Genomic DNA, 25,710 nt, shown 5'->3' on the forward strand with positions numbered 1-25,710 from the left:
GCACCTGGAGTGGAAATCAACAGACAAGTTTAACAGAGCCATTTTTTAATATATATTTCCAACTATTATTTGAAAGGTGTTGATTCATATGGCAAAAAAATCTGAATCCAAGAAAATCTCAGTTAATTCCACCATTTCACTTAAAGGGATTGTAAAAGCCATTTTTAACGATACCGTTCACGTTCAAATTGGCGGCAAAGTGATTTCGCTGCCGGTAGCAGATTTTTCTGCGGAGAATCCATCACAATAAAATATTCGAATTATAAAATGGTCCGACACAATTTGTGCCGGACCTTCTTTATTTTGATAACAATGCTGTTTTTTCATAGCAGTCACAACTCACCAGATGATCATTTACCATACCGCATGCCTGCATAAACGAGTAACAAATAGTGGATCCAACAAACTTGAATCCGCGTTTCTTTAACGCTTTGCTCATTTGATCGCTAATATCTGTAGAGGCTGGAACGTCCTTTAACTCCATAAAATGATTCTGTATCGGCTTTCCATCCACAAATGACCAAATATACTTGCTAAACGAACCGAATTCTTCGACAATTTGTAAATAGGCTTTAGCATTCGTTATAACTGCATTAATTTTTAGCTTATTTCTTACGATTCCCTCATTATGTAAAAGCTCTTGTATTTTAGTCTCATCATATAAAACAATCTTCTCTGCCACAAAATCATCAAACGCTTTTCGATAGTTATCCCGTTTTTTTAAAATCGTATACCAGCTTAAACCAGCTTGTGCCCCCTCCAAGTTTAAAAACTCAAATAGCAGCCGATCATCATATACGGGAACACCCCACTCATGATCATGATAATCTATATATATTGAATCTTGATTGACCCAGCCGCATCGATTCATTACCCTACCTCCCCCTTTCACTACTCCTCATTATAGCTGTTTATTTTTTCCTAGTGCAAGCCCATATCCCCTAACATTTGGCCCGGCATAAACAATAGAAATGGTTTTAAGGAGCGGAGATAATCATATCCGTCCGATGATCTTTGAACGAACCAACTACCTTGCCTTAAAAATTAAGGAAGGTTATCGAGTCACCTCCTCCAACGTGTATAAACTCATGATAGGCTCCAAGCAACCCTTTACTTTCTTCTTAATGAATCAGAAAAAGGCAGAAAATCAGGAACAAATGATCAACTGCCAAAATGACAAAAAAACCGTTCAAGTCCGGAAACTCAAACGGTTTTTCTACTAGGGGCTTATACGCCTTTATTAAATACATCGGTTAATACTGGTACAATTTGCTTCTTACGGGAAACAACGCCCTTAAGGGTAGCGGTGTTATTAGAAAGCGTAACGTTGTAAGCTTTCTCAACTGCAGCCGTCTTGCTTCCTAAAGCAAGACCTACAGAATCGTTTGTTAAAATGTCAGTAACAACAAAGAGGAATAGATCAAGATTTTTTTCAGTAATTTTTTGAGAAATGGCATTCTCTAATTCTGCTTGACGTGCTAGCACATCTTGTACGTCAACCACATTAACTTGAGCGATTTCCACTTTGCTGGAGCCCATTTCAAACCCTTTGGCATCAAGACTTAAAAGGTCTTCAACTGATTTATCGCGTACGTCTGCACCAGCTTTTAACATTTCTAGACCATAGCTTTCAGAATCTACACCAGCGATTTCAGCTAATTCACGAGCTGCTGCTACGTCTTGGTCAGTGCAGGTTGGTGACTTGAACAATAAGGAATCAGAAATAATCGCAGAAAGCATAAGGCCAGCGATTTCCTTTTTTATTTCCTTGCCATGTTCTTTGTACATTTTATTTAAGATCGTTGCTGTACATCCAACCGGCTCACAGCGGTAATATAATGGATCGCTAGTCTCAAAATTGGCAATTCGGTGGTGGTCAATGACTTCCAACACTCGTACTTCCGATATATCATTGGCGCTTTGCTGACGTTCGTTGTGGTCTACTAAAATGACAGAGTTTACTTCATTGGCTACTGTATCCACCTGACGAGGGGCATCGACCTTAAAATAATTTAATGCATATTGTGTTTCACTATTTACCTGACCAAGGCGGACAGGCTCTACATCTTGACCAAGCTGTTGTTTTAAATCAGCGTAAACAAGCGCTGAACAAATTGAGTCTGTATCCGGGTTCTTATGACCGAAAATAAGTGCTTTTTCCATTTTTTTGCTCCTAACCTAAGTAAAGTATGTAAGAAACCCCTAATTTAGGGGTTCCATAAAAAGAATTATATATGATTTCAAGTAGAGTTTCAAAAAATATTATTTTCTAAGTTTAAGATGACTAGAAGAAACATTATTTAGAAATTGCTGTAATTCCTGATCAGACAATGGTTTACTAAACAAATAACCCTGCGCTTCATTACAGCTATGCTGTTTAAGTACCCCGAGCTGCTCACTTGTTTCTACTCCTTCAGCAATCACACTTAAGCCAAGATTGTGTGCCATTAACAGAATAGTCGTTGCAATATTTTCATCATCTTTGTTAGTAGCAATATCTCGAATAAAAGAGCGATCAATTTTTAAATAGTCAATCGGGAACTTTTTCAAATAACTAAGGGAACTATAGCCTGTTCCAAAGTCATCAATTGAGATCGTAAGCCCTAGATTTTTCAAATCATGCAAAATGCTGGTGGCCTTTTCAACATCCATTGTCATACTTTCCGTAATTTCAATCGTCAAGCATTTGGGGTCAATTCTGGTTTCCTTAATAATTTGCTGAATCATTGGAACAAGGTCCGTTTGATAAAATTGCCGAAGAGAAATATTAACGGAAATAGATGGCATAGGTAAACCGCTTTCTTGCCATCGTTTTAATTGGTTGCACGCTTCTTTAAGAACCATTTCTCCAATTGGGATGATCATCCCTGTTTCTTCGGCTATTGGAATAAAGCGATCAGGCGGAACCTTTCCACGATGCGGATGATCCCAACGAATGAGCGCCTCAACACCTTTAATTTCATTTTTGGACAGATCCACGATTGGTTGATAATGGAGAATAAATTCATTCTTTTCAATCGCTTTCCGAAGTTCTGTTTCGATTTCCAAACGGTTAAAGTTCTTATCATCCAAACTTTCTGAGTAAAATTTAAAAGTATTTCTGCCCTCTTGCTTTGCATGATACATAGCGACATCCGCTTTTCGAATCAATTCATCCGCATTTTTGCCATCAGATGGGAATAAACTGATGCCAATACTAGGGGTGATAAACATTTCATTGCCTTCAATCGAAAAAGGTTTAGCAAATTCATCTAATATTCTTTGGGAAATCTGATTAATTTCAGACTTGGAAACATGATCTAACAATATGGTGAACTCATCACTGCCTTGTCTAGAGGGTATATCATTTTTTCTAATACAGCTGGTAATTCGTTTCGCAACAGCTTTTAATAACAGATCACCAATTTTATACCCTAGCAATTCGTTGATTAGTTTAAATCGGTCCAAATCAAAATACATCAATCCAAGCAATTTTCCTTCAGAATTTTTAAATAAATTGATGGCAATATTGACTTTTTCATCAAACATTTTCTTGTTTGGCAAGCCGGTTAAGTCATCATGATAGGCCAAGTAATTTATTTTTTCTTGAATTAAATAGTGCTGAATGACCAAACTGGTTAGATGATTCGCCTTGCTGATGATTTGCTCCTCCGCTTCTGAAGGAGTAAATGCTTTTTGGTAATAAATTGCTAAAACCCCGATCACCTCATGCTGATTATTACAAACTGGTGTTGACCAACATGATTTAAGACCGTGCTTTAATGCATCATCCCGATAATCCCTCCAAAGCAGATCCGTGGCAATATCAGCCGTAATAATATTTCTATTATAGTATGCAGCTGTACCAGAGGAACCCACGGCTGGGCCAATAGGCATTACATTAATAATGTCTTTGTAACCTTGAGGTACATTTGGTGCTGATCTTAAGTGTAAGATTGGTTGGTGTTCATCCTTAAGAAGAATGGAAACCAAACCGCCATCAATATATTTTTCAACAAGAAAAACAATATTGTCTAAAATATCTGAAATGGGACGACCTTTGGCCACCATTTCGAGGATTTGATTTTGTTCAACTAATAAATTTTCTAAATCAGGTTTCCTTTGCCTGGGCTTGGCAATTCCAACGATTCCGTATACAAGATTCCCATTATAAATAGGGTAAGCCGTTAAGGATAGGTGCAAAGGGTTCCCTTGTTTATCCTGAATAGTTACATTAAAATTTTCGCGATTGCCCTTTAATATCTGATTATAGGATTTAAAGGTATTTTCCAAATCATGATCATGGATTAACGAAACAAAAGACATTTGCAATGCTTCTTCTTGTGAATATCCTGTTAGTCTTGCCGCAGCATCATTTATTTGTATAAAATTACCTTCCAAATCCAAAGCAAAGCAGGCATCATGGTGACCATCAAAAAGTGACTTATAAATTTTGAAAAGTGAATTTGTTTCAAACGTTGTTTTCACGGACAACACCATTTCTTCCTAAAATTTTTTTGGATCCATTTTGATAGTTATACTCTTTTTTATTTTATCGGAAGAAATCAAAATAAGTTTAACTCTTTTATTGACCAAAAAAAAATACACACTCATCAAGAAATCGAGTGTGTTCAACATAAATATTATATAAATGAATCCAATGAAAACCCTTTATCTTCAAAGCTACGGCGTAACCGAAGAATAGCTTGCGAATGGATTTGAGAGATTCGCCCTTTTGTCACACCTAGAATCTCAGAAATTTCTACTTGGGAAAGCCCTTCATAATACAATAAAGAGACCACAAGCCTTTCTTTCTCAGGCATTTTATCAATACTTGCTGCAATCAGTTTCCGAAATTCTTCCTTCTGTAAATTACTTTCATGAGGTTTTATAGAATCGTCGCAGATTTGGTCCACTCTACTTTGTTGCTTCCCCTCATCTTCATTAGCATTAACAGGTTCATTCAAAGATAACATGGTTGATAAGGAAACGGCCGCCATCGTATGATCCACTTCTTCAAGAGAAATGTTTAAAAACTGACTCAATTCCTCCTCAGATGGTGATCTCATCAAAGTTTGTTCCAAATGACGGTAGGCATTATTTAATGCTTTTGCTTTGTCCCTCAAACCGCGGGGGATCCAATCCATTTTCCGGATTCCATCCAACATAGCCCCCTTGATTCGCCAAAGTCCATAGGTTTCAAATTGATAGCCTTTTGAATAATCAAATTTTTGAATCGCTTCAATTAATCCAATGTATCCTAAGCCAACTAAGTCATCTTTAGGTATAATACGCTGTGGAATCGTCATACTTAATTTATTTGCCATCTGTTCTACCAAATGACCATATTGCTTAATGAGATTTTCCTGTAATAATGAATCACGAGTCTCCCGGTACTTTCTCCATAATGGATAATGGGGAATGGTTTCTTTAACAGCAGGTCTCAAATGTTATCCCTCCTGATTTTACTCTGTCCAACTACGAATAGTGTTTGCGATTTTCTCAGAGTCTTGCATTTCCCCACTTTGATGCAATGCAGTCAGTGGAATGCTTTGAAAGTCTGTTTCCTCTATTGAATCTTCTGAATTTGAACTCGGCTGTATATTGACTGGCTCGGATCTTTCTTCTGGACCCATTTTATTGGTTAGAGTACTATTATTCAAATGTTGTAACAGTGTTTGAAATAAAACCCCCATGACACAAAATAGCAGAAAGCCGATCACTGACCAGAATAAAGACATGACCCAAGTATTATTGGTATATGAAAAAAAATAGGTGATAACGCCAGCGATCAGTCCTAATGAGGCACTTATTTTCCACTTTATTGTCATATTACAAACTTCCTTTATATCTATTTACGACGGGACCATATCTTTTCAAAAAATCCCCGTATTCCTTTTGAAGAAGAGGGGCCTGACCGAGTAAACTCAGGCAGATAAGAATAGATGATCTGTTTCATATTTTTGGCAGCGGTACTATTTGGATACATCACCAGAAACGGCTTTTGAGCTTTAACCGATTGGCGAACATGTAGATCTTCAAGTAAATAACCCAATGTCTGAATCTCCAGTTTTAATATGGTTTTACAGGCATGCTGGAAAGCTCTGGATGTCTCTACTGCCTCTTGATACGTTTGTGCACGATTGATGACCAGACGGAGCTTTGGCTGCTCTGTGGTATAGCTCATAACCGTTTTCAAAACCGTATATGCATCGGCAATCGATGTCGGCTCCGGGGTTGCCACCATAATGGTTTCATCTGATGCTAAAATAAAATCGACTAACTCTTTGGAAATTCCGGCACCTGTATCAAGTAAAATATAATCTGCGTAGGATTGAAGCTCATTTAATTGATTCCAGAAATAATCGAGCTTGCTTTGATCAAAGTTCATTAAATGCTGCAAATCAAAGCCGCCGTGTATAAACTCAATTCCTTCCGTCCCTTTCTCAATGACATCCCAAATCCTTATTTGATCATAAAGGACATTAGCCAACGAGTAGCGGGGCGAGATCCCCATCAGAATGTTAAGATTAGCGGTTGATAAATCGAGATCCAGGATCACGACCTTTTTTCCTTCTGCCTTTAACCCAAGTGCAAAGTTAAGAGAAAAATTAGATTTTCCAACTCCACCCTTCCCACTAGTAATCGTAATAACACGTGATGAAGGATGGTGTTGGTATTGGGTTTTCTGTAGGGGATCCTGCAGTTGTTGTGGACGCTCGGCCTGGAGACGATTCATCTTTTCTCGAAGACTTTGTGCCTGATCCATTTTAATTTTCCTCTCCGACCAAATTCTTCGCTAGACTTTCTGCATCAACAGTAATAATATCCTCTGGTACACTTTGTCCCGTGGTGATATAAGCTAATTGGTACGAATACTGATAGGCTATATTTAAAATGGTGCCGTAGCTTGAGGTTTCGTCCGCTTTCGTAAATATTAATTTTTGAACCGGACTCTTTGAAAATTCATCAAGTAATACACGCAAATCCTCATATTTGGTTGTTAAGCTGATGGCCAGATAATTGTCACTTTCAGGCGGATGAAATAAAAACTCTTTGATGGATTCTCTGTTTTTTTCTTCCTTATAATTTCGTCCAGTTGTATCCATATAAATGAGATCATAGTTCTTCAGCTTGTCCAAGGTACTCGCTAATTCATCCCCGGAACGAACAACTTCAATTGGAACATTTAAAATGCCTGCATACGTTTTTAATTGTTCAACCGCTCCAATTCGATAAACATCCGTTGTAATCATGGCCACTTTCCGTTTTTGCTTTAACACCTGCTCAGTCGCCAGTTTAGCTATGGAAGTTGTTTTGCCGACTCCCGTTGGGCCAATCACATTAATAATCCGTGTCTGATCGGAAATCGCAAACGTTTTCGGAACACGTTTGGTAATTAGATCTATTATGATAGTAAGAATTTCAGTTTTAATGGTAGCTTCTGTTAATTCGTTTAAGGAATCATATTTTTTCATAATGGTTGAAACAATGTGTTCCACTACAGTTTCTTCAACACCTTGTTTTTTCAAATGCTCTACAATCTTTGATAGAGCAGCTGGTCGAACGTTTCCTTGATTTTCTCCCATCATGAAAGTCATCATCATTTTCCTTAGGCTGGTCAATTCATCCAACATCGTCGTATCATGTTTAGTTGATTCGACGGCGGGAGTTGGAGGAATGATGGCTTCAGGCTTTGAAGGTTGCTGAGAGTAAAACTGATATAAATTTTGCGGTTTTTTATGGAAACCCGAATTTAAAGGTTCTTGCTCCCCCCGCTTGACCTCAACAGGATCCTTCTTTGGTGGTTCCGTTTTTGGCAGAACCTCTTTTACTTCATTTTGGTTTTTATCAATTGAATACGCTGTTACCTCATATTTTTGTTTAGTAAACAGGCCTAACAAACCACCGGATTTGATCACCCTAGTATTGACGATGATAGCATTTTCCCCTAGTTCTTGCCTTACCTTTTTTAAGGCAAGGGGCATCGTGTCGGCTATTATTTTTCTTGTTTTCATATATTAACCACTCCAATACTTTGGATCTCAACATCCGGCTCAAGCTCTGTATATGCCAAGACAGGCACGGTAGGCATGATTTTATCGACAAATTGTTTTAAATACATCCGAATGTTTGGACTTGTGAGGAAAATAGGCTGACCGCCAGCTTGAATGACCCGGCTGATTTCATGCTGTAATTCTTCGCCGATTCTTCTCGACAGGTTTGGATCCATTGATAAATAGTAAACTCCTGCTTCTGATTGCTGAATGGAATCTGAGATACCTTTTTCCAATGTTGCCCCAGCCGTCAAAACTTGAATAACACCTTGTTCGGCAAATTGCTCTGTGATTTGGCGCGTTAAGGATTGGCGAACATACTCTGTAAGCACCCGTGGCTCTTTCGTATATTGTGAGTAATCAGCCAATGTTTCAAAAACCGTCGGTAAATTACGGATAGAGATCTGTTCACGAAGCAGACTCTGCAATACCTTTTGAATATCGCCAACTGACAGTAAATTTGGTACAAGCTCTTCCACAAGATTAGGATGTGTTTCTTTGATATTTTCAATGAGCTCTTTTGTTTCTTCTCTTCCTAATAACTCAAATGCATAACGTTTTAATACTTCTGTCAAATGGGTAGCAATAACAGATGGTGGATCAACAATCATGTACCCCATGAGTTCAGCTTTTTGTTTCTCCTCTATATTAACCCAAATGGCCGGTAAACCAAAGGCAGGTTCAATAACCTGAATACCATTAATGCCGGTAGCATCTGCTCCTTGAGTCATGGCTAAGAAGTGATCGAGATACACTTCACCGGAAGCAATTTTTGATCCGCGGAATTTCAGAACATACTCATTTGGCGGTAACTGGAGATTATCGCGAATCCGAATGGTTGGAATAACTAACCCCAGTTCAATTGCAAATTGCCTTCGAATCATCACAATCCGATCGAGAATATCCCCGCCTTGTTTTTGATCCGCTAATGGAATAAGTCCATAACCGATTTCTAACTCTAAAGTATCGAGTTGAAGCAGGTTGATGACTTTTTCTGGACTCCGAACATCTTCCTCCGCCTCTTCCATTTCTGCTTGTTCATGTTGCTGCTGTTCCTTATCCATGGATTTTTTCATAGAATAGGCCCCGTAGGCCAATAATCCTGATACTGGAATGGTTAATACCAATCCAATTGGTGTGAATAATCCAAATAGAAAAATCGTTCCTGCAACAATGTACAGCAGCTTTGGATAATTAAAGATTTGTGTGACAATGTCCGTGCCCAGATTACCGTCAGAAGCGGCACGAGTTACCGTAATACCGGTAGCAGTTGAAATCAGTAAGGCTGGCACCTGACTGACAAGACCATCACCGACAGATAACAGGGTAAAGGTGCTTGCCGCTTCAGTAAAACCCATTCCATGAATCACGATACCAATGATAAATCCACCGATGACGTTAATTAACAGGATGATGATACCAGCAATGGCGTCCCCTTTAACAAATTTACTCGCACCATCCATGGCACCGTAGAAATCAGCTTCTTGTTCTACTTTTCTGCGTCGTTGCCGGGCGTCCTGTTCACTGATTAGTCCGGCATTCATATCAGCATCGATACTCATTTGTTTACCTGGCATCGCGTCCAACGTAAAGCGGGCAGCGACCTCTGCCACCCTTTCCGATCCCTTCGTGATGACAATGAACTGGATCACGACAAGAATCAAGAACACGACAAAACCAACAACTGGACTTCCCCCGATTACAAACGAACCAAACGTTTCAATAACATGACCACCATCTGCTTTTGATAAAATGGAACGCGTCGTTGAAACGTTCAGAGCTAGACGAAACAGCGTTGTAAGTAATAGAGCTGTAGGGAAAATGGAAAACTCCAATGGTTCTTTTGTATTCATTGCTACCAACAGGATCAGTAATGATATGGAGATGTTTATAATTAATAAAAAGTCCAGTAACATTGTTGGCAGTGGTATAATCATCATCGTAACAATTAATATTACGACAAGCAAAACCGATATGTCTTTTGCCTTCATCTCATCATCTCCTTATACCGACCTTCTTGGTAGTAAACATAAGCCAAAATTTCTCCAACTGCATTGAACAATTCTTCCGGAATCGAATCTCCCACTCCAACTGCAGCAAACAGCGCTCTTGCAAGCGGTCGATTTTCAACTGTCATCACTTTATGTTCTTTTGCAATTTCTTTCATTTTTAACGCCACATAATCTTGACCTTTTGCAATCACTTGAGGCGCATCCATTGTTGCGATATCATAGCGGATCGCAATAGCAAAGTGGGTAGGGTTTGTAATCAACACGTCTGCCTTTGGTACTTCCTGCATCATACGATTCATCGACATCTGTCTCTGCTTTGCCCTACGTTGCCCTTTGATATGCGGATCCCCTTCCGTTTTCTTATATTCATCTTTAATATCCTGTTTAGACATCCGTATCTTTTTTTCAAAGGAAAGTTTTTGATATAGATAATCTGCGGCTGCAATAGCAGCCAAACTTCCAGCACCAGTTAGTCCAATTTCAATAACCAAAGATCCTATTAATCTAGCAAAATCATAAATGCTTTTTTGGCCAACGATTAATAATTGGTCCTTCTGCTTCCAAATTATCATAAATACCACACTAGAAATAATCGATATTTTTAGCATAGCCTTCAGAAGTTCCACTAGTGATCTCATCGAGAACATATTTTTTAATCCGGTTAGCAGATTCATTTTGCTAAAGTTAAATTTCAAGGATTCAAAATTAAACATAAAGCCAACCTGCATATAATTTCCTACAGCAGCGGCAACCATGGTAACAGCCAGGATGGGAGCGACTAACTTCACCGATTGCCATAATAACTGATTAAACATTAATGCAACACTTGAAATCGAAAGGTCCCAAAGCATATACTCATGAAAACTTTGGCGGTAAATATTTAAACAACCCTCTACCATGGTTTTCCCGAAAATTAACAGTACGCCGAATGAGAGGATTAAGATCATGGCTGAAGTAACCTCATTACTTTTTGCTACCTGACCTTTTTTCCTGGCTTCCCGTCGTTTATTGGGCGTTGCTTTTTCCGTTTTTTCACCAGAAAACAATTGCAAATCTAAACGAAGCAGCATGCCTAAGCCCCCATAATATTTAAAATTGATGACATGGAACTATACATGTTATCAAATAGAATTTTCAACAAGTAAAAAAAACTTGGTAAAAGAAAAATATACATCATAAAGTGTAACAACATTTTTAATGGCGGAGCTACAGTTAAAATATTCATTTGTGGCACTGTTCTCGAAATAATCCCGATGCCAATATCAACCACAAACATCGTTCCTAATATCGGGGCTGCCATCATGAAACCAATCATAAACATTTGAATGATACACTGTAAAATAAAAGTCGAGATTCTTCCATCCATCCAAGCTGGAACAGTAGCTTTAAGCGGCACCCAGTCAAAACTGGCCAGAACTCCTTGAATCAATAAATGATGCCCGTTTGTTGTCAGTAAAAATAAAATCGCTAAAATATTTTTGAAGCTCCCGGTGAGCTGTGTACTTGTTTGAAACGTGGGATCAAATAAATTGGCCATTGAGAATCCAATTTGCAAATCCAAAAGTGACCCTGCAAATCGAACAGCTGAAAACATGATCGTGGCAATCATCCCCAATACAATCCCAACGAGTACTTCCTTTAAGATTAGAATAAATAGCAGCGATTGGGGGGGATCTACGATCGGCTCCTTTACTAAGCCTGCACATAAAATACTAAGAACAGCGCTCAAACCAATCTTAAATGGTGTCGGAATTTGCCGCCCTGAAAAAATCGGAGCTGAAACCATAAACGATGTAACCCTTACAAAGATGAGTAAAAAGCTCCATAAAAGTGAACCATCCATTTGCATCACCTACCCGATATAGTTAGAGAGGTTACCTAAAAGGTGTTGGGTAAATTCCACCACGTGACGCAACATCCATGAACCAAAAAATAATATGGCCAAAAACACTGCTACAATTTTTGGTACAAACGCTAAGGTTTGTTCTTGAATCTGAGTGGCCGCTTGGAAAATACTAATGATTAATCCGACAACAAGTGCCACACCTACAACAGGAGCAATCACGATTAAAACTGTATAAATAGATTCTTGAGCAATTCTCAAAACTGTTTCTGTGGTCATGTTAACACTTCCTTTTAAAAACTCCTGAGCAGTGATTCAACGATTAAATGCCATCCGTCTACCAAGATAAATAATAGAATTTTAAACGGTAATGAAATCATCACCGGTGGGAGCATCATCATACCCATCGACATGAGAACACTCGACACGATCATATCAATCACTAAAAACGGGATAAAAATCATGAATCCCATTTGAAACGCCGTTTTTAATTCACTGATTGCATAGGCAGGGACTAAAGCTCTTAATGGAATTTCTTCCACCTTTTTGGGTCTGTCCAATTTGGCATAATCCAAAAACAAAGCTAAATCCTTTTCACGTGTCTGTTTGGCCATGAATTCCTTCATAGGGATGCTGGCGGCCTTATAAGCTTCATCCTGTGACATTTTCCCGTCCATAAATGGTTGTAGGGCATTTTGATTAACTTCCGTAAAAGTCGGGCCCATTACAAAAAATGTCATAAATAAAGCTAGTCCAATCAATACCTGATTTGGTGGAATCATTTGTGTTCCCAAGGCATTACGTACAAAACCTAATACAATGACAATTCTGGTAAAACACGTCATTAGGATTAAAATAGCTGGTGCGATGGACAAAACCGTTATTAATAAAATAATCCTTAATGTATTGGAAACTTTATTAGGGTCACTACTATCACCTATATCAATGCCAGGAAGAAGTGTAGCCGCTTCTGCACCATGGGTCATTGAGAAAATACCTATTGTAAGGAGCGGAACAAGCAAAGCTAGTTTTTTTAGCATCTTACTACTCCTCTCCATGATCCTTTTGCATCGATTTCAAATGTTTTTGAAAAACGGACTTCCAATTTAATTTAGAGGTACCTACATTCATCCATTTCTGAGATACCGGTTCACCTGGATCTTCAAAGCTTTCGAGTAAATGCATATACTCTTCACCTTGAGAAATCGTTTTTAGAAGTGTAACGTCCTCACCAACACCAAGAATGTAAATGGTCTGACCAATCAGCACAATTTGCAAGGAACGATTGTTGCCAAGCATTTGACTTCCTAGTGAAAGAATTGGACCGTTTGATTGCATCGTACGGCCTTTTTTTGATATATATCGCAAGATAAAAATTAAAATAGCAATAACCAAAGCGAAGGAGAAAATAAATTTGAGAAATAAGGGAAATATAGAAGATGATTGCTGATCCACTGTTGCTTTATCTACAGATGAAGAGCTTTTTTTATCCCCATGCTGGATCGTATCATATACAGAAGAATCGCCGGAAGCTGACGCGCCTGCGGCAAAGACTGCGGGTTGATTGGAAAATATATAAATAAACACAACAAATAATAGTGTTAAGCGTTTCATGATTTTCTCCTTCCATGGAGCTATTTCAATTAATTTAAGCTGGCAGTGATTTGTGCAGCCATTTTGGCATCAAGTTGAGAAATGGCGGCTAAAATTTGTGAACGGCTATCTGTGCTGACATTTTTCAGTAAATCCAAAGCTACTTGTTGATTTGTGGACATCATGGATTGAATGATGACCGCTGACTGTGATGGTGACATAGCTGAGATGGTTTCAGCGAGTGTCTCAGTCGGTGTTTGTTGACTTTGTACCAATTCATGTAACTGTTCTTTCATAATGGCGGGATCTTCACTATTAACCCCAGACATATCTTTTAATAACATCGTAATTTGTGCGGCCTTTTTCGCATCCTTCATGCTGCTTAAAATAGAGCTTTGCAAATTCGTGTCTAATTGCGACATTGTAATCGTTGCATCCTCAAGTGACATCGTCGCAAACATCGCTGCAGCTTTTGAAGGAGTCATTGTTTTATAGATACTCGCAACTTTTTTCATTTGCGCTTGATTCGTGTTTGATTGTTTTTTATCAAGTTCTGTTTGAATATCCTGATTCGTTTGCTTCATTTTTTCTAAAGCATTTTGATTGGCCTTTAGCTGTTTAGTTAGGTCACTAATCTCTTGACTTTTTTCAGCTAATTGTGATTTACTTTGCACGTATTTCTGCTTCCACTCATCTGTTTCAGCTGAATCATTTGAAGAATTTGATTTAGGATCAGGGAAAATAGTGTTCAATACAGGAACTTTATTTCCCCATGTTTGCACAGTTTTCATTACAGGGTACCCTAAAAAATTTAATACAACCAGAGCTAAAGCTGCTGTAACAATTAATGGTATACCAAACATGAAAAAGGTTCTGATTTTACCACGTTTTTTTTTCTCTTCCATTGTTTTAGCTCCTTATCCCCTTCGTGTATAGCGTAAAACGGCTAGTTCATCTAAGAAAGCTTGTTCTTTTTGATTCACCTGTTTGATAAAAGCCTCTTTAGATTTTTCCTTCCATTGATTCCACATTTTCGCTTCTTTTGATTTCTCTATCAAAATTTGATGTTTTAATTCCATTTCATAATGAACTTGTTTGGATTGTTGTTCTAACACTTTCATTTGTCGATTCACATGTTCGATATCCTGTTGCATTTCTATTATCTCAGAAATAGTTTTTCTATCAACATGATTATACTGGCTGAATATCTCTTTCTTTTCCAATTCCAAACCTTCCATTTGTTCTTGAAGCTCAATCTGGCGGAGTTTGATGGATCCATATTCATGTTTGGCGTGCTCTTGCTCTTTTTCTTTAACATCTAGTACTTTTTGAAAAGAAAAATTGTACTTCATTACATCATCGCTCCAAATTGTGAAATTAAGAAGGATTTAGTATCATCCAGCTGTGAAGGTTCGTAAATTCCCTGTTTTAAAAATTGGTCCATTTGCGGTTTTAACCTCATTGCCAAATCAATATCACGATTGGAACCTTTTTTATAGGCACCGATATTAATGAGATCCTCTGCTTCATTATAGGCCGCTAATAATTTCTTGAATTGAACTGCCGCGGCTTGGTGTTCGTTGTCGGTAATTTCAGTCATAACACGACTTGCACTGGAGAGGACGTCAATGGCTGGAAAGATCCCCTTCCCGCCAATAGCACGATTAAGAACGATATGTCCATCTAAAATACCACGGACTGCATCTGCAATCGGTTCATTCATATCATCACCATCTACCAGAACAGTATAAATGGCTGAGATGGATCCCTTAGGTCCCGTACCCGCACGTTCTAACAGTTGTGGAAGCATGGCGAAAACCGATGGAGTGTACCCTTTAGTGGTTGGCGGTTCACCGATTGCCAGGCCAATTTCCCGTTGAGCCATCGCAAAACGAGTAACTGAATCCATGACCAGCAGAACGTTTTTGCCTTGATCACGAAAATACTCAGCAATCGATGTAGCTGTTAACGCTCCTTTGATACGGATTAATGCTGGCTGATCGGATGTAGCAACAATGACAACCGATTTTTTCAGACCCTCTTCACCTAAGTTTTGCTCTAAGAAATCTAACACCTCACGGCCACGTTCACCAATTAAAGCAATCACATTTACATCGGCAGTAGTATTACGGGATATCATCCCAAGCAAGGTACTTTTACCAACACCACTTCCTGCAAAAATCCCAACGCGCTGTCCCATTCCCATCGTTAGTAATCCATCGATCGTCCTGACACCGACACCAAGTGGTGAATGTATTCGCGGTCGGCTTAACGGGTTAGGTGGTGCTGCATGTGTCGGGACTTCTTCTAATCCTAATGGAAGCGGTTTGCCATCCATAGGTTGTCCCAATCCATCCAAGATTCTTCCAAGCAGTTGATTACCAGCTTTGACCGTCATCGGCTTTCCACTTGCCACAACATCACAGCCAGGGCCAATTTCTCTTACTTCACCCAGAGGCATTAGCAACACTTTATTTTCTCTAATACCGACCACTTCTGCCTGAATCGGAGTTTGAGAATTTGACGGGTAAATCGAACATAATTCACCAATTCGGACATCCGGACCTTGTGACTCAATAGTAAGACCGATAATTTGGGTGATTTTGCCGTTTACCCTGACTGGGTCAATGTTATGAATGAGCTTGACATATTTCTCAGCTGACAGCACCATTTTCCGGCTCCCTTCTTGCCTCCAATATGACCTTTTTAATTTCCTCCATTTGGGTATCAATACGGGCATCTACGCTGCCGTATGCCGTTCGGATTACACAGCCTTTACTGGTCACTGAGTGATCAGGAATAATTTTTATTTCCGTTTCACCATTGACTACTGCAACAAGATGCAATCGCTGTGATAAAACAAAATCAAAATCATCCGGATGAACACAAACTGTAATAAATTCCTTCTCCTTGAAGCGCAGAATATGCTGTTTAATCAGTTCAATAAGTTTATCAGGCTTGCTTTCTAACTCTTGTTTTAGAATTTGAGTCGCAATAGCCGTACTTATTTCTAAAAGAAATGGTTCAGCTTCAGCGACAATGGCCTTTTTTTCACTGTAGGCTTGTTCCAATACCTGCTGCGCTAAAGCCGTTTTTTCTTGAAAATCCTCTTCGACAGCTGTAACGCCTTCCATTTTTCCTTGATCAAAACCTTCTTGATATCCTTGCTGCTTCATTTCCATCATCATTTGTTCAAGGTGGAACTGTTTTTCTTCCCACCATGAATTGATTTCTTCTTGGGCAGCTGCTTTCAAGGATTGCGCATAATTTTCTGCTTCCATAACAATCGTAGCCGCTTTTTCCTCAGCTTCTTGAAGCTGCTGTTGGACAAGTTGTACTTGTTCTGTTAGTTCATCATGATTAAAAACGGGCTGTTGATCACCCGTTTGTGTTTGATTCGGTATAAATGGCTGATTGACCACTTTTACATCGTTAAGGATGGAAAGGTGTGAAGCTTTAAATACCTTAGAATAGGATTTCATCGCTACCACCTCGAGCAATGACGACTTCACCTGAATCCTCTAAGCGGCGAATAACAGAGACAATCCGGCCTTGTGCTTCCTCAACATCTTTAACCCGTACAGGTCCAAGATATTGCATTTCTTCTTCGAACGTTTCGACCATCCTTGTAGACATGTTTTCGTAAATAACCTTTTTGACTTCCGGACTGGACGCTTTTAGGGCCAACATGAGGTCTTGGTTATCAACTTCTTGAATAACACGCTGAATAGCACGGCGATCCAGATTAATAATATCCTCAAAGACAAACATCCGTTTCTTGATTTCGTCTACCAGCTTCTCATCCCGCTGACCTAAATGTTCTAGGATGCTCTTCTCTGTTCCACGGTCTACCCCATTCAGGATGCTAACCACAGAGTCGATTCCGCCCACAACGGTGAAGTCCTGTCGAATGGTCGCAGAAAGTTTCTGCTCTAGGATGGATTCCACTTCTTTAATGACCTCTGGTGAAGTCTGTTCCAGTAAGGCAATCCTTCTGGCTACCTCAGATTGAAGCTCATCCGGTAAAGAAACTAAAATAGATGATGCTTGCTGCGGATCTAAATGGGCCAAGACGAGAGCAATAGTTTGTGGATGTTCATTTTGCAAAAAATGATAGATCTGCATAGGGTCCACTCTTCGTGCAAAATCAAACGGTTTCACTTGGAGCTGAACCGTCAATTTTTGAATAATTTCTGTTGCCCGATCTCTACCAAGAGCAGATTCCAATACTTCTTGTGCATAATTAATTCCCCCAGTGGTCAAATAATCCTGGGCGATACACATTTCATGGAATTCCTTTAAAATCTCTTCTCTTTCATGATGATCCACTCTATTAATACTTGCTATCGAGAGAGTAAGTTGTTCAATTTCCTCATCCGGCAAATGTTTGAAAATTTTTGCTGAAGCTTCTTTTCCCATTGATATTAATAAAATTGCTGCTTTTTTCCTTCCAGTCAATTTTTCAGTAGCCATAGGAATTACGCCTCCTCATCATGCAGCCACGTCCGAATAATTTTTGAAAAATCTTCCGGTCTCTGGTGCAGAACTTTTCTAAGCTGACTTTCAACACTCATGTCTTGTTCGTCAAAATCTTCAGGTTTAATAATTGGTGCAGTAAACATTTCCTCAACTTCTGGGTCTTCGTCTTGTTTTCTGCGTCTCGCCAACCACCAAATAAGCGTTCCCACTAACAGCATACCAGCAACAGCTGCACCGGCTATATAGAGCCAATTTGTAGATGTTGATGATTGAGCATCCGTATTCTTGGCAAAGACATGCGGGAATATAGTAATCCGCTGGTCCACTTCTTTTTGAGATAAATTTGGATGACCAAGGGCTGTCCTTACAGTATTAGAAACAATGTTACGAATATTTTGTTCAGTGGCTTTAGGCAATTTATTAGAATTCGCCCCGACTCCAACGTTAATGGTAATATCGTCAATTTCATAAGGACTTTTAACAATTTCATTATTAATGCGGTTCACTTCGTAATTTACTTTTTCCTGTGTTTGTTCATAATTACTGTTACCGCCTGACGTGTCGCTGCTATATTGTGGAACGTCTGTCTCACCGGTACCTACTACTCCACCAGAACTGCTTCCTGTTCCTGTAGATGTGACAGAGCTTTTATCAGAACTGATGACAATTCCATTATTGTTATCATCTGTAGGTTTCACCAAGTTTTCTTGGGTTTTCACTTTATCAAAATTCATTTTTACAAATGTATTAACATACACTTTCTCAGAACCAATAATCGTTCCAAGTAAACTTTGTAAGTTTTGTTGGATATCCCGTTGAATATCCTGTTGAATCTTGCGTTGTTCTTCGTATTTACTTAAGGACTGATCATCTTCACTGTCAACATCACTTTGCGCCAAAGTTTCACTATATTGGTTCATAATCGTAATATTTTCTAATGGAAGATTAGGAACACTATGAGAAACGAGCGTATATAAAGCCTTGATTTGCTGTGAATTTAATTTTGTCCCCGGTTCAATTTCAACCATCACTGAAGCGCTGGCCTCTTCTTTATTGTCATCACGAACAAAAACAGAGCTTTGAGGTAAGGTCAAAATAACCTCAGCGTTTTTAATTCCATCTACATTTTTGATGACATCAGCCACTTTATTCTGTAAAGCTTCTTTTTCAAGAATATCGTACTGTTTATCGGTCGCCCCAAAAGTAAGGTTTTGGCTAAAAATATCAAAATTAATTTTGTTGTCTTTCGGGTACCCGGCAGCAGCCAGACTTACTAATAAATCAGGAGCATTCTTCTTCGGAACGAGCAACATCGTACCCGTATCGTTCACCTGATAATCTGTAAAGCCCTCTTTATCCAGTTCAGCTTTGATATCCCCAACTTCCCGTTGACTTAATTGACCCGTATATAAAGGAATATATTGTGGGCGGGAAGCCACGAAAATAAAGATGGAAAGGGCAATGATAATTGTTAAAAAAGATCCAATAATGAACCACTTTTGTTTTTTTGATCGTGCATTCCAATATTCTTTGAAACGCTCAGTTGTTTTTTTGAGTTGATCTGTCCATGATCGATTCATTACTCACCCCGCCCAGCCTTCGTCATTCATTATATTTGCATTCTCATCATTTCTTGGTAAGCTTCAATGGCCTTATCCCTTACAGTAACTGTTAGTTCAAGCGCCACCTTCGCTTTTTGTGAAGCGATGGTTACATCATGTATATTATCGATTTGACCCGCAGCCGCTTTTACTGAAAGATCCGAAGCCTGCTTTACGGTGTTATCGACATTTTGCAAATATCCCTGAAGCACATTCGAAAACGAAGTGTTTGTTTTCGTTGTTTCCGGTTTTATAAACGGATTTTGATTGATTTTGATTAATGATGACCCATTAATTCCTGTAACTGCCATTTATCCCACTCCTAACGACCTATATCTAAGGCTTTCAGCATCATGGATTTTTCTGTATTAAACGAAGTAATGTTGGCTTCATAAGAACGAGATGCTGATAGCAAATCAACCATTTCTTTTGATAAATCAACATTAGGCATTGAAACATATCCATCAGCATTGGCATCTGGATTAGTAGGATCATACACAGTCTTGAAAGGCGTACGATCTTCAGCTATTTTTGTCACACGAACGCCTTGCAATTGCGTCTGATTTTGCTGCTGCAGCTTACCTTGTAAAACTTGGTTAAAGGATTTTTCTCTTGGTTCCATCACAACCATTTTACGGCGATATGGTTCCCATTGCCCATTCACTATTTTCCCTCTCGTGGTAGATGCATTGGCGATGTTAGAGGAAACAACATCCATCCTTAAACGTTGTGCTGTTAAGGCAGATGCACTAATATTCAAAGAATCAAACATCTACATTAACTCCTTCCTTTTATCGCAATTGATAAATTTTGAAACTCGCTATTGACTTGTTGTGTCAGTGTATAATACCAAAGCGAATTTTTACCCATCTCAGTCATCTCAGAGTCCACATCAACATTATTTCCATTGTTCTGCATAACACTGTTTGCGTCTTCGACAATTTTTGCGTTCGGTATGTTCGAAGCCTGGCCAATTACAAAATGTCGAGGATCAGTCCGATTCCCAACAAATTTTGATTGATTAGATAATTGCTGTTTCAAAATATCTTCAAACACCACTTTTTTTGCTTTGTAACCAGGAGTTTCAGCATTGGCAATATTATTTGAAATCGTTTGTTGTCGTAAACTCGATGCCGTTAATGCTGATTGCAGGAGGCCAATTGTATTCAAAAAGACTCTCCTCCTTTCACCTCAACTATAGTTTGATGTTATTCAAAAAGAATCAAAAAGAATGTTGACCCTTAAATAATATACTAAAAAATCCATTGCGAATCTATTAAAATTTTTTCATTATATTAAAAGTTTGTTAAAAAATCGTGTCACACCTTTAACCCAATTGTTATTTAAGCCAGTCGGATCATTGGTTGCACCTATTGGAGCATATTTTGCGCCAATTTCGGATATACTATTTAGACCTTTTCCTAAATAATTTTTACTTAAATTCCTTGCCATATCCATGATACTTTCTCCAATCGACCCATACGATTTTAACCCATTGGATCCCATCATCCCTGCGATATTATTTTTTACATGAGAAGCTCTCGAAGAGCCATTTCCAGATTCATGTTGTGCAATAGCTGCCAGGAGGGCTGGATTAAGATTATACTGTCTGCCTGCTTGGACAAACACTTCGCCCATACCAGATAATTTACCGCCTAAGACCTGATCTATTTTTTCTGATTGAATGTCCTGGTATTGCAATGGTTCATTAATGGATGGAGTGATATTTCCCATCAACATATTTGGAATTTGAGTAGATGGTGTTTGAGTGATACTTCCCATTAGCATATTTGAAATAGAATCAGTTTGTTTGCTAGTTGCATCCGTTTGTGTGTCCTTTTCAGATAGCAACTGGCTTAGAATATCGGAAAAGAGATTCTCAGGTTGTGAAATCGTTGTCAGTTGTGATCGTAATTTCTCCGTACGAGCTAACGTATTGATCAACATGGTTTTTGTAAACCAATCATCACCAATTAGCAATTTGATCTTCCTTTCCTTTAGTTATTAAAAAAATCTTACATATTTAATTCTACTAACCTGCTAACTTCTTGCAAAAATGGTTCAGGAATCATCGAAATGTGTTTCAATTGTCCATCCTCAATTTTTGCTTCTACAAGAACAATGGTATTAGGGTCCTTCATTGTTTTCAATGCCAGAATTTGTTTGTTCTGGAAGACCAGATTTTTCACCATAAAATAAGTGTTGGTAGCAGCGTCATCAACCCTAATTTTCATTGGCCTTTTATAAAATGGCTTGTCTTTTTTATACTCATTAAAATAGTAAAGGTTTGGTGGCTTGGATGCTTGTTTGCTCATTATGATCATGATTCCTCTTCTGAGAAAATAGATATACTAATTATTGCGAAGTTTACAAGTTTGTTACAGTGAATAAATATGTTTACATTTATATTAAAATACTATTAAAAAGTCGATATTTATATTTTATCGAAAAAAATGAATTAAACAAGTGACAATTCTACTGATTTTGTCGAAAAACACAAAAAAAGCACGAATATGCAAGGATTTACATACTCATGCTTTTTTACTGCCAACTTCACTATTTTTTGGAATCAATAAAAATTCCGTTTGTTTGTTTACTGTATGGCTGATATTTTAATGAAACTTGTTTCGTTTGTTTCATTTGTTTTAATTCAATGGCCGTTTTATTTAGATTTTGTTTTAGTTCATTGTTTAATTCTTCATCGAGCTGCTGAGCTTCTTTTAGCAACTCCTTTTCCTGCTCGTCATATGAGTGTTCTGGATGATCCGCTTTATGCTCATCAACAAGGCTCATAAGTTTAGCACGCTGATCTAATAAACTCAAATATTCTTCGTACTCTTCTTCATGAAGAGCCTGTTTCATGTCCAAGGTTACTTCAAAAATGGATTTCAATAAGTTTTTCATACACCATCAACCTTAGTTTGTTGCCTTATTTGATTTCATTGCTACTGACCAAGCTTCCATTAATTCCACGGCATAGCCTTCAACTTCTTCCAATATCTCTGTACTTTTTTTTAGATTGGCTTCCATAAGGCGTCGTTTCATATAATCATACATCGAAGCCAATTGCTTGGATACTTCAAATTCCTGTTTTAAGGTAATCATGAGTTCGCTAACGATATCTTGTGCACGTAAATTATAATGATGACTGTCTTCAAAATTGTTGTTTTCAATCGCTATTTTGGAAAGACGAATGAATTTCACTATACCTTGATATAGCATATATGTTAAGTCTTCAGGTTTTGATGTATTGACTGCCTGTTTTTGATACGTTTGATATGGATTATTTAACATTTAGATTTCTCCTCTCTCGTTCAAGTTCTCTATGTTGATTATCGGATTATTTGCAGAAGAGTTAAGAGGAATTCGCAAAAATATCGTTGTATTTTAGCTGCCAACTTGAAGAACAATTCCAAAATTATCAATAATATAGTTTAATCTTTGATTGTATGATTTTAAATTTTGTATTTTGGCCGCGTCGCCTAATTTATTGAAGGCGGTTATTTCTTTAGCTAATTTAGCCACTTCCATCTGAAGGTCATCATTTCTCTTTTTTTCCATTAATAATTGTTTTTCTTTGTCCATAAGCTTATTTTTTAGATTAACCATTTCCATTTGGCTCTCAGACTTAATGGCTTCGACCTGTTCTATCACTTGTTGGTTTTGTAAAGCCATATTTGTTAATTGGTATAGACTGCCAAGCAAGTTGTTTAATTGGATTCCAGGAAGCTGTTGAACATTTGTAATCAACCCAGACAAAATATCCAATAAATCTTCGGGTTGTGTTTGATTGTTTATTACTTGTGATGGCTCGGGTATTTCCCTTATAACTTCTGTGGAAACAACAGGAATTTCAGGTCTTTGAATGGTCGTAAAATGATATTGATTTCCACTTTTAGGTTCTTGTTTTTCTTGTGCTTTTACGAGTGAATAATACTTGTAGTTAACAGACTGATATCCCCTATTTAATAATTGCCCAATTTCATCAAGAATTTCGGTAATGTTCAGGCAACCTTCTGCCTGCCGGTCAAGAATATATTGAAACATAAAATCAATTTCGCTTTTGGACCATTTCCGGTTTATTTTTTTGCCTTCTTCTAACGTCGATTTCGAACCTTTTTGATAAAACATAAATAAATGATTGAAATAATACACTAATGTACCTGGAGATAGTTCATTCTTTTTCTCCAAATTTTGAATGAATTCATCCGTAACTTGTTTATTAGATTTGTTGGTAAGTGCTTCTTTCATCTCAAAAAGTGCAGCTTTTAAACTCATGCGAATACCTCCTAATTTGAATCCGAGAATGAAGATTTTATGTATGAAATAATTCTGTTATGGATTTAATGTTTATGTTTTTGATTACTCTCTTCAAATGATTCGCATTACCTTTACTGTTTTTGACTGTCTTTCTTAAAATTAATTATACTTATAATGTAAGTATATGTAAATTAATTTGCACTATTTTCAAATAATAGTAAAAAAACCTCTTTATCAAGAGGTTTTTTGTTAAAAATGATTTAATTACGTGCTTTTAATCGGTTTTGTCTTTGCTTTTCAAAGCAATATTGAATAATTTTGGATTGATCCCGTTTATCCATCTGTTTAAATTCAATCGCTACATTTTTTCGATCTTGATTTTCAACCCAATAAATTCTCTTAATTTCCCCTACAAAATCGATGGATTCCGATTCTTTGTTTTGCAAACCTGGAAGCAAAATGGTCCCGGATATTTCTTCCCCTTCATGCAGATCTAATTCAACCATACAGGACATTAGCACACCACCAGCACTTAAATTGACAGTCATTAACGTAGTTTTATCTACCTTTAAAGGAAGATTCGCTGGTACACGGAAATTTTCACGAAGCTGAATCTTTACGATTTCATCCTCTTCTGGCTTTGAAATTCGAAACAAAGGCATATTGTCCTGCTTTCGTCCAATGATTTCGGTTTCGAATTTATATTTCACATCATTTTCCACGAAGGTAATTTCTAATTTTTCTTGTGCAAGGACAAGATCAATAACACTGTTGTCTACTGGTACTCCGATTAGAATTTCGTTATCACTGACTTCGGCCACTACTGATTTATAAGTTTGATCTTTACTTTTAAAATCGATGATAATCTTTTGATTCACCTTGGGATACAATTTTGCGACACCTGCCATGATTTTTATTATTTTATATAAACAAAATAAAGAACACCACAGAAGTGAAAGTTCGTGGTGTTCTCAAAACAAACATTATCGTAAAAAGTCAACTAGGCTTGTCTGAATAATGCGAGAACCCACGGATAATGCGGCTTGATGTACATTCTCTTGCGCTTTCAAATCAATAATTAGTTTGGAAACATCTACATCTTCCTCGCTTGATAACATGCTGGTAGTCGAAATTTCCAATCCGTCCAGTCGAGAGGTACTTAATTCCATTCGATTCATTCTCGCTCCTAATTCAGAGCGTTGAGTGATTACATTATCGATTTGGGTATCCAATTTCTCTAAAAAATCTGAGGGGCTTGATGATTTAAAATTATCTACTAGATCAGTTAAAACCTGAAAAATTCCGCCTGAACCATCCTCATTATATTTAAATATATTGGTTCCCGAAATGTTGATTTGAACGTTGTTATTCTGTCCTACCTGCATTTCCAATTTTTCGTTATTGTTGTTTTGAAATCCTTCAACACCACTGGTATCTTTCCGATAGGGTGGATTTTTAACATCGGTTCCAGCAAATATATATTTACCTGCAATCTGTGTATTGGCGATTTCTCCAAGATGCTCTTTCATTTGATGGATTTCATCTGCGATGGCATTTCGGTCTGTACCACTGTTTGTTCCATTCTGACCTTGGACTGTCAGCTCCCTAACCCGTTGAAGCACAGAATTTACTTCATTCAAAGCTTCATCCGTACTAGTCATCCATGATGTACCATCATCAGCATTTCTCTTAAATTGTCCAATTTCATTCAATGACGAACGATAAACCATGCCTCGTACGGCGGTAACTGGATCATCAGATGGCTTGTTGATTTTCTTGCCGGAAGACATTTGGTTTTGATATTTCTCCATTACAGAGTTACTCCGGTTTAAATTAAATAACATATTTGAATTCAACATACTTTGTGTAACTCGAGTACCCATATG

The 25,710-nt window shown here is 37.9% G+C and carries 30 protein-coding genes; 1 reads left to right on the top strand and 29 read right to left on the bottom strand.

Annotation, left to right across the window (positions count from 1 at the left end):
* Positions 1-88 precede the first annotated feature (88 nt).
* The gene (locus tag V7083_RS05180; protein WP_335476081.1) at positions 89-250 is read left to right on the top strand and encodes a hypothetical protein; all 162 of its coding nucleotides are present in this window, start codon (positions 89-91) and stop codon (positions 248-250) included.
* 48 nt (positions 251-298) lie between these two features.
* Here V7083_RS05180 and V7083_RS05185 read toward each other — a convergent pair whose 3' ends face one another.
* The 29 genes from V7083_RS05185 to flgL all read right to left on the bottom strand — a co-directional run bounded on the left by V7083_RS05185 (position 299) and on the right by flgL (position 25,707).
* A complete protein-coding gene (locus V7083_RS05185; protein WP_335476083.1) occupies positions 299-871 on the bottom strand; it encodes a DNA-3-methyladenine glycosylase I in 573 nt (190 codons plus the stop codon).
* Between the two features lie 356 nt (positions 872-1,227).
* Positions 1,228-2,163: a manganese-dependent inorganic pyrophosphatase gene (locus tag V7083_RS05190; protein ID WP_335476085.1), complete on the bottom strand. Its 936-nt coding sequence runs from the start codon at positions 2,161-2,163 to the stop codon at positions 1,228-1,230.
* A gap of 99 nt (positions 2,164-2,262) precedes the next feature.
* A complete protein-coding gene (locus V7083_RS05195) occupies positions 2,263-4,467 on the bottom strand; it encodes a sensor domain-containing protein (RefSeq protein WP_335476189.1) in 2,205 nt (734 codons plus the stop codon).
* A gap of 155 nt (positions 4,468-4,622) precedes the next feature.
* Positions 4,623-5,426 (bottom strand): sigma-70 family RNA polymerase sigma factor, encoded by an 804-nt coding sequence (locus V7083_RS05200; RefSeq protein WP_335476089.1) that lies wholly within the window; start codon positions 5,424-5,426, stop codon positions 4,623-4,625.
* 18 nt (positions 5,427-5,444) lie between these two features.
* A complete protein-coding gene (locus V7083_RS05205; RefSeq protein WP_335476091.1) occupies positions 5,445-5,810 on the bottom strand; it encodes a hypothetical protein in 366 nt (121 codons plus the stop codon).
* A gap of 20 nt (positions 5,811-5,830) precedes the next feature.
* Positions 5,831-6,748, bottom strand: coding sequence for a MinD/ParA family protein (locus V7083_RS05210; protein WP_335476094.1), 918 nt, complete (start codon positions 6,746-6,748; stop codon positions 5,831-5,833).
* Position 6,749: 1 nt separating this feature from the next.
* Positions 6,750-7,997: a flagellar biosynthesis protein FlhF gene (flhF, locus tag V7083_RS05215; RefSeq protein ID WP_335476096.1), complete on the bottom strand. Its 1,248-nt coding sequence runs from the start codon at positions 7,995-7,997 to the stop codon at positions 6,750-6,752.
* Entirely contained in the window at positions 7,994-10,027 is a 2,034-nt protein-coding gene (gene flhA / locus V7083_RS05220) for a flagellar biosynthesis protein FlhA (RefSeq protein ID WP_335476098.1), read from the bottom strand. Before flhA ends, flhF begins: the two co-directional genes overlap by 4 nt.
* Positions 10,024-11,118: a flagellar biosynthesis protein FlhB gene (gene flhB, locus V7083_RS05225; RefSeq protein WP_335476100.1), complete on the bottom strand. Its 1,095-nt coding sequence runs from the start codon at positions 11,116-11,118 to the stop codon at positions 10,024-10,026. Before flhB ends, flhA begins: the two co-directional genes overlap by 4 nt.
* 2 nt (positions 11,119-11,120) lie before the next feature.
* Positions 11,121-11,891: a flagellar biosynthetic protein FliR gene (fliR, locus tag V7083_RS05230; RefSeq protein WP_335476102.1), complete on the bottom strand. Its 771-nt coding sequence runs from the start codon at positions 11,889-11,891 to the stop codon at positions 11,121-11,123.
* Between the two features lie 9 nt (positions 11,892-11,900).
* Positions 11,901-12,170 carry a flagellar biosynthesis protein FliQ gene (gene fliQ / locus V7083_RS05235; RefSeq protein WP_335476104.1) on the bottom strand — a complete coding sequence of 90 codons (270 nt, stop codon included), beginning with the start codon at positions 12,168-12,170 and terminating at the stop codon, positions 11,901-11,903.
* A gap of 14 nt (positions 12,171-12,184) precedes the next feature.
* Positions 12,185-12,931: a flagellar type III secretion system pore protein FliP gene (fliP, locus tag V7083_RS05240; protein ID WP_335476106.1), complete on the bottom strand. Its 747-nt coding sequence runs from the start codon at positions 12,929-12,931 to the stop codon at positions 12,185-12,187.
* 4 nt (positions 12,932-12,935) lie between these two features.
* Entirely contained in the window at positions 12,936-13,505 is a 570-nt protein-coding gene (locus V7083_RS05245) for a flagellar biosynthetic protein FliO (protein ID WP_335476108.1), read from the bottom strand.
* 29 nt (positions 13,506-13,534) lie between these two features.
* A complete protein-coding gene (locus V7083_RS05250) occupies positions 13,535-14,389 on the bottom strand; it encodes a MotE family protein (protein WP_335476110.1) in 855 nt (284 codons plus the stop codon).
* A 12-nt stretch (positions 14,390-14,401) separates the two neighbouring features.
* On the bottom strand, positions 14,402-14,836 hold the full coding sequence (locus tag V7083_RS05255) for a flagellar export protein FliJ (RefSeq protein WP_335476112.1): 435 nt from the start codon (positions 14,834-14,836) through the stop codon (positions 14,402-14,404).
* Entirely contained in the window at positions 14,836-16,155 is a 1,320-nt protein-coding gene (gene fliI / locus V7083_RS05260) for a flagellar protein export ATPase FliI (RefSeq protein WP_335476114.1), read from the bottom strand. Before fliI ends, V7083_RS05255 begins: the two co-directional genes overlap by 1 nt.
* Positions 16,139-16,966 (bottom strand): FliH/SctL family protein, encoded by an 828-nt coding sequence (locus V7083_RS05265; protein ID WP_335476116.1) that lies wholly within the window; start codon positions 16,964-16,966, stop codon positions 16,139-16,141. The genes fliI and V7083_RS05265 overlap by 17 nt, the downstream gene beginning before the upstream one ends.
* A complete protein-coding gene (gene fliG / locus V7083_RS05270) occupies positions 16,950-17,957 on the bottom strand; it encodes a flagellar motor switch protein FliG (RefSeq protein WP_335476117.1) in 1,008 nt (335 codons plus the stop codon). Before fliG ends, V7083_RS05265 begins: the two co-directional genes overlap by 17 nt.
* 5 nt (positions 17,958-17,962) lie before the next feature.
* Complete coding sequence (fliF, locus tag V7083_RS05275) at positions 17,963-19,543, bottom strand: flagellar basal-body MS-ring/collar protein FliF (RefSeq protein ID WP_335476119.1); 1,581 nt, start codon at positions 19,541-19,543, stop codon at positions 17,963-17,965.
* A gap of 29 nt (positions 19,544-19,572) precedes the next feature.
* Positions 19,573-19,875: a flagellar hook-basal body complex protein FliE gene (fliE, locus tag V7083_RS05280; protein ID WP_335476121.1), complete on the bottom strand. Its 303-nt coding sequence runs from the start codon at positions 19,873-19,875 to the stop codon at positions 19,573-19,575.
* A gap of 11 nt (positions 19,876-19,886) precedes the next feature.
* Positions 19,887-20,336: a flagellar basal body rod protein FlgC gene (gene flgC, locus V7083_RS05285; protein WP_335476123.1), complete on the bottom strand. Its 450-nt coding sequence runs from the start codon at positions 20,334-20,336 to the stop codon at positions 19,887-19,889.
* Between the two features lie 5 nt (positions 20,337-20,341).
* A complete protein-coding gene (gene flgB, locus V7083_RS05290) occupies positions 20,342-20,734 on the bottom strand; it encodes a flagellar basal body rod protein FlgB (RefSeq protein ID WP_335476125.1) in 393 nt (130 codons plus the stop codon).
* Between the two features lie 120 nt (positions 20,735-20,854).
* Positions 20,855-21,544, bottom strand: coding sequence for a glucosaminidase domain-containing protein (locus V7083_RS05295; RefSeq protein WP_335476127.1), 690 nt, complete (start codon positions 21,542-21,544; stop codon positions 20,855-20,857).
* Between the two features lie 35 nt (positions 21,545-21,579).
* Complete coding sequence (locus V7083_RS05300) at positions 21,580-21,879, bottom strand: hypothetical protein (protein ID WP_335476129.1); 300 nt, start codon at positions 21,877-21,879, stop codon at positions 21,580-21,582.
* A gap of 241 nt (positions 21,880-22,120) precedes the next feature.
* Positions 22,121-22,468 carry a hypothetical protein gene (locus V7083_RS05305; RefSeq protein WP_335476131.1) on the bottom strand — a complete coding sequence of 116 codons (348 nt, stop codon included), beginning with the start codon at positions 22,466-22,468 and terminating at the stop codon, positions 22,121-22,123.
* Between the two features lie 12 nt (positions 22,469-22,480).
* Positions 22,481-22,858: a flagellar export chaperone FliS gene (gene fliS / locus V7083_RS05310; protein WP_335476132.1), complete on the bottom strand. Its 378-nt coding sequence runs from the start codon at positions 22,856-22,858 to the stop codon at positions 22,481-22,483.
* A gap of 93 nt (positions 22,859-22,951) precedes the next feature.
* A complete protein-coding gene (locus tag V7083_RS05315; protein ID WP_335476134.1) occupies positions 22,952-23,842 on the bottom strand; it encodes a hypothetical protein in 891 nt (296 codons plus the stop codon).
* A 242-nt stretch (positions 23,843-24,084) separates the two neighbouring features.
* Positions 24,085-24,714 (bottom strand): flagellar brake protein, encoded by a 630-nt coding sequence (locus tag V7083_RS05320; RefSeq protein ID WP_335476136.1) that lies wholly within the window; start codon positions 24,712-24,714, stop codon positions 24,085-24,087.
* A 93-nt stretch (positions 24,715-24,807) separates the two neighbouring features.
* A complete protein-coding gene (gene flgL / locus V7083_RS05325; protein ID WP_335476138.1) occupies positions 24,808-25,707 on the bottom strand; it encodes a flagellar hook-associated protein FlgL in 900 nt (299 codons plus the stop codon).
* Positions 25,708-25,710: the final 3 nt, after the last annotated feature.

Origin of the sequence: Bacillus sp. JJ1764 (assembly GCF_036962145.1) — a bacterium.
In the GTDB taxonomy this organism is placed as follows: domain Bacteria; phylum Bacillota; class Bacilli; order Bacillales; family Cytobacillaceae; genus Neobacillus.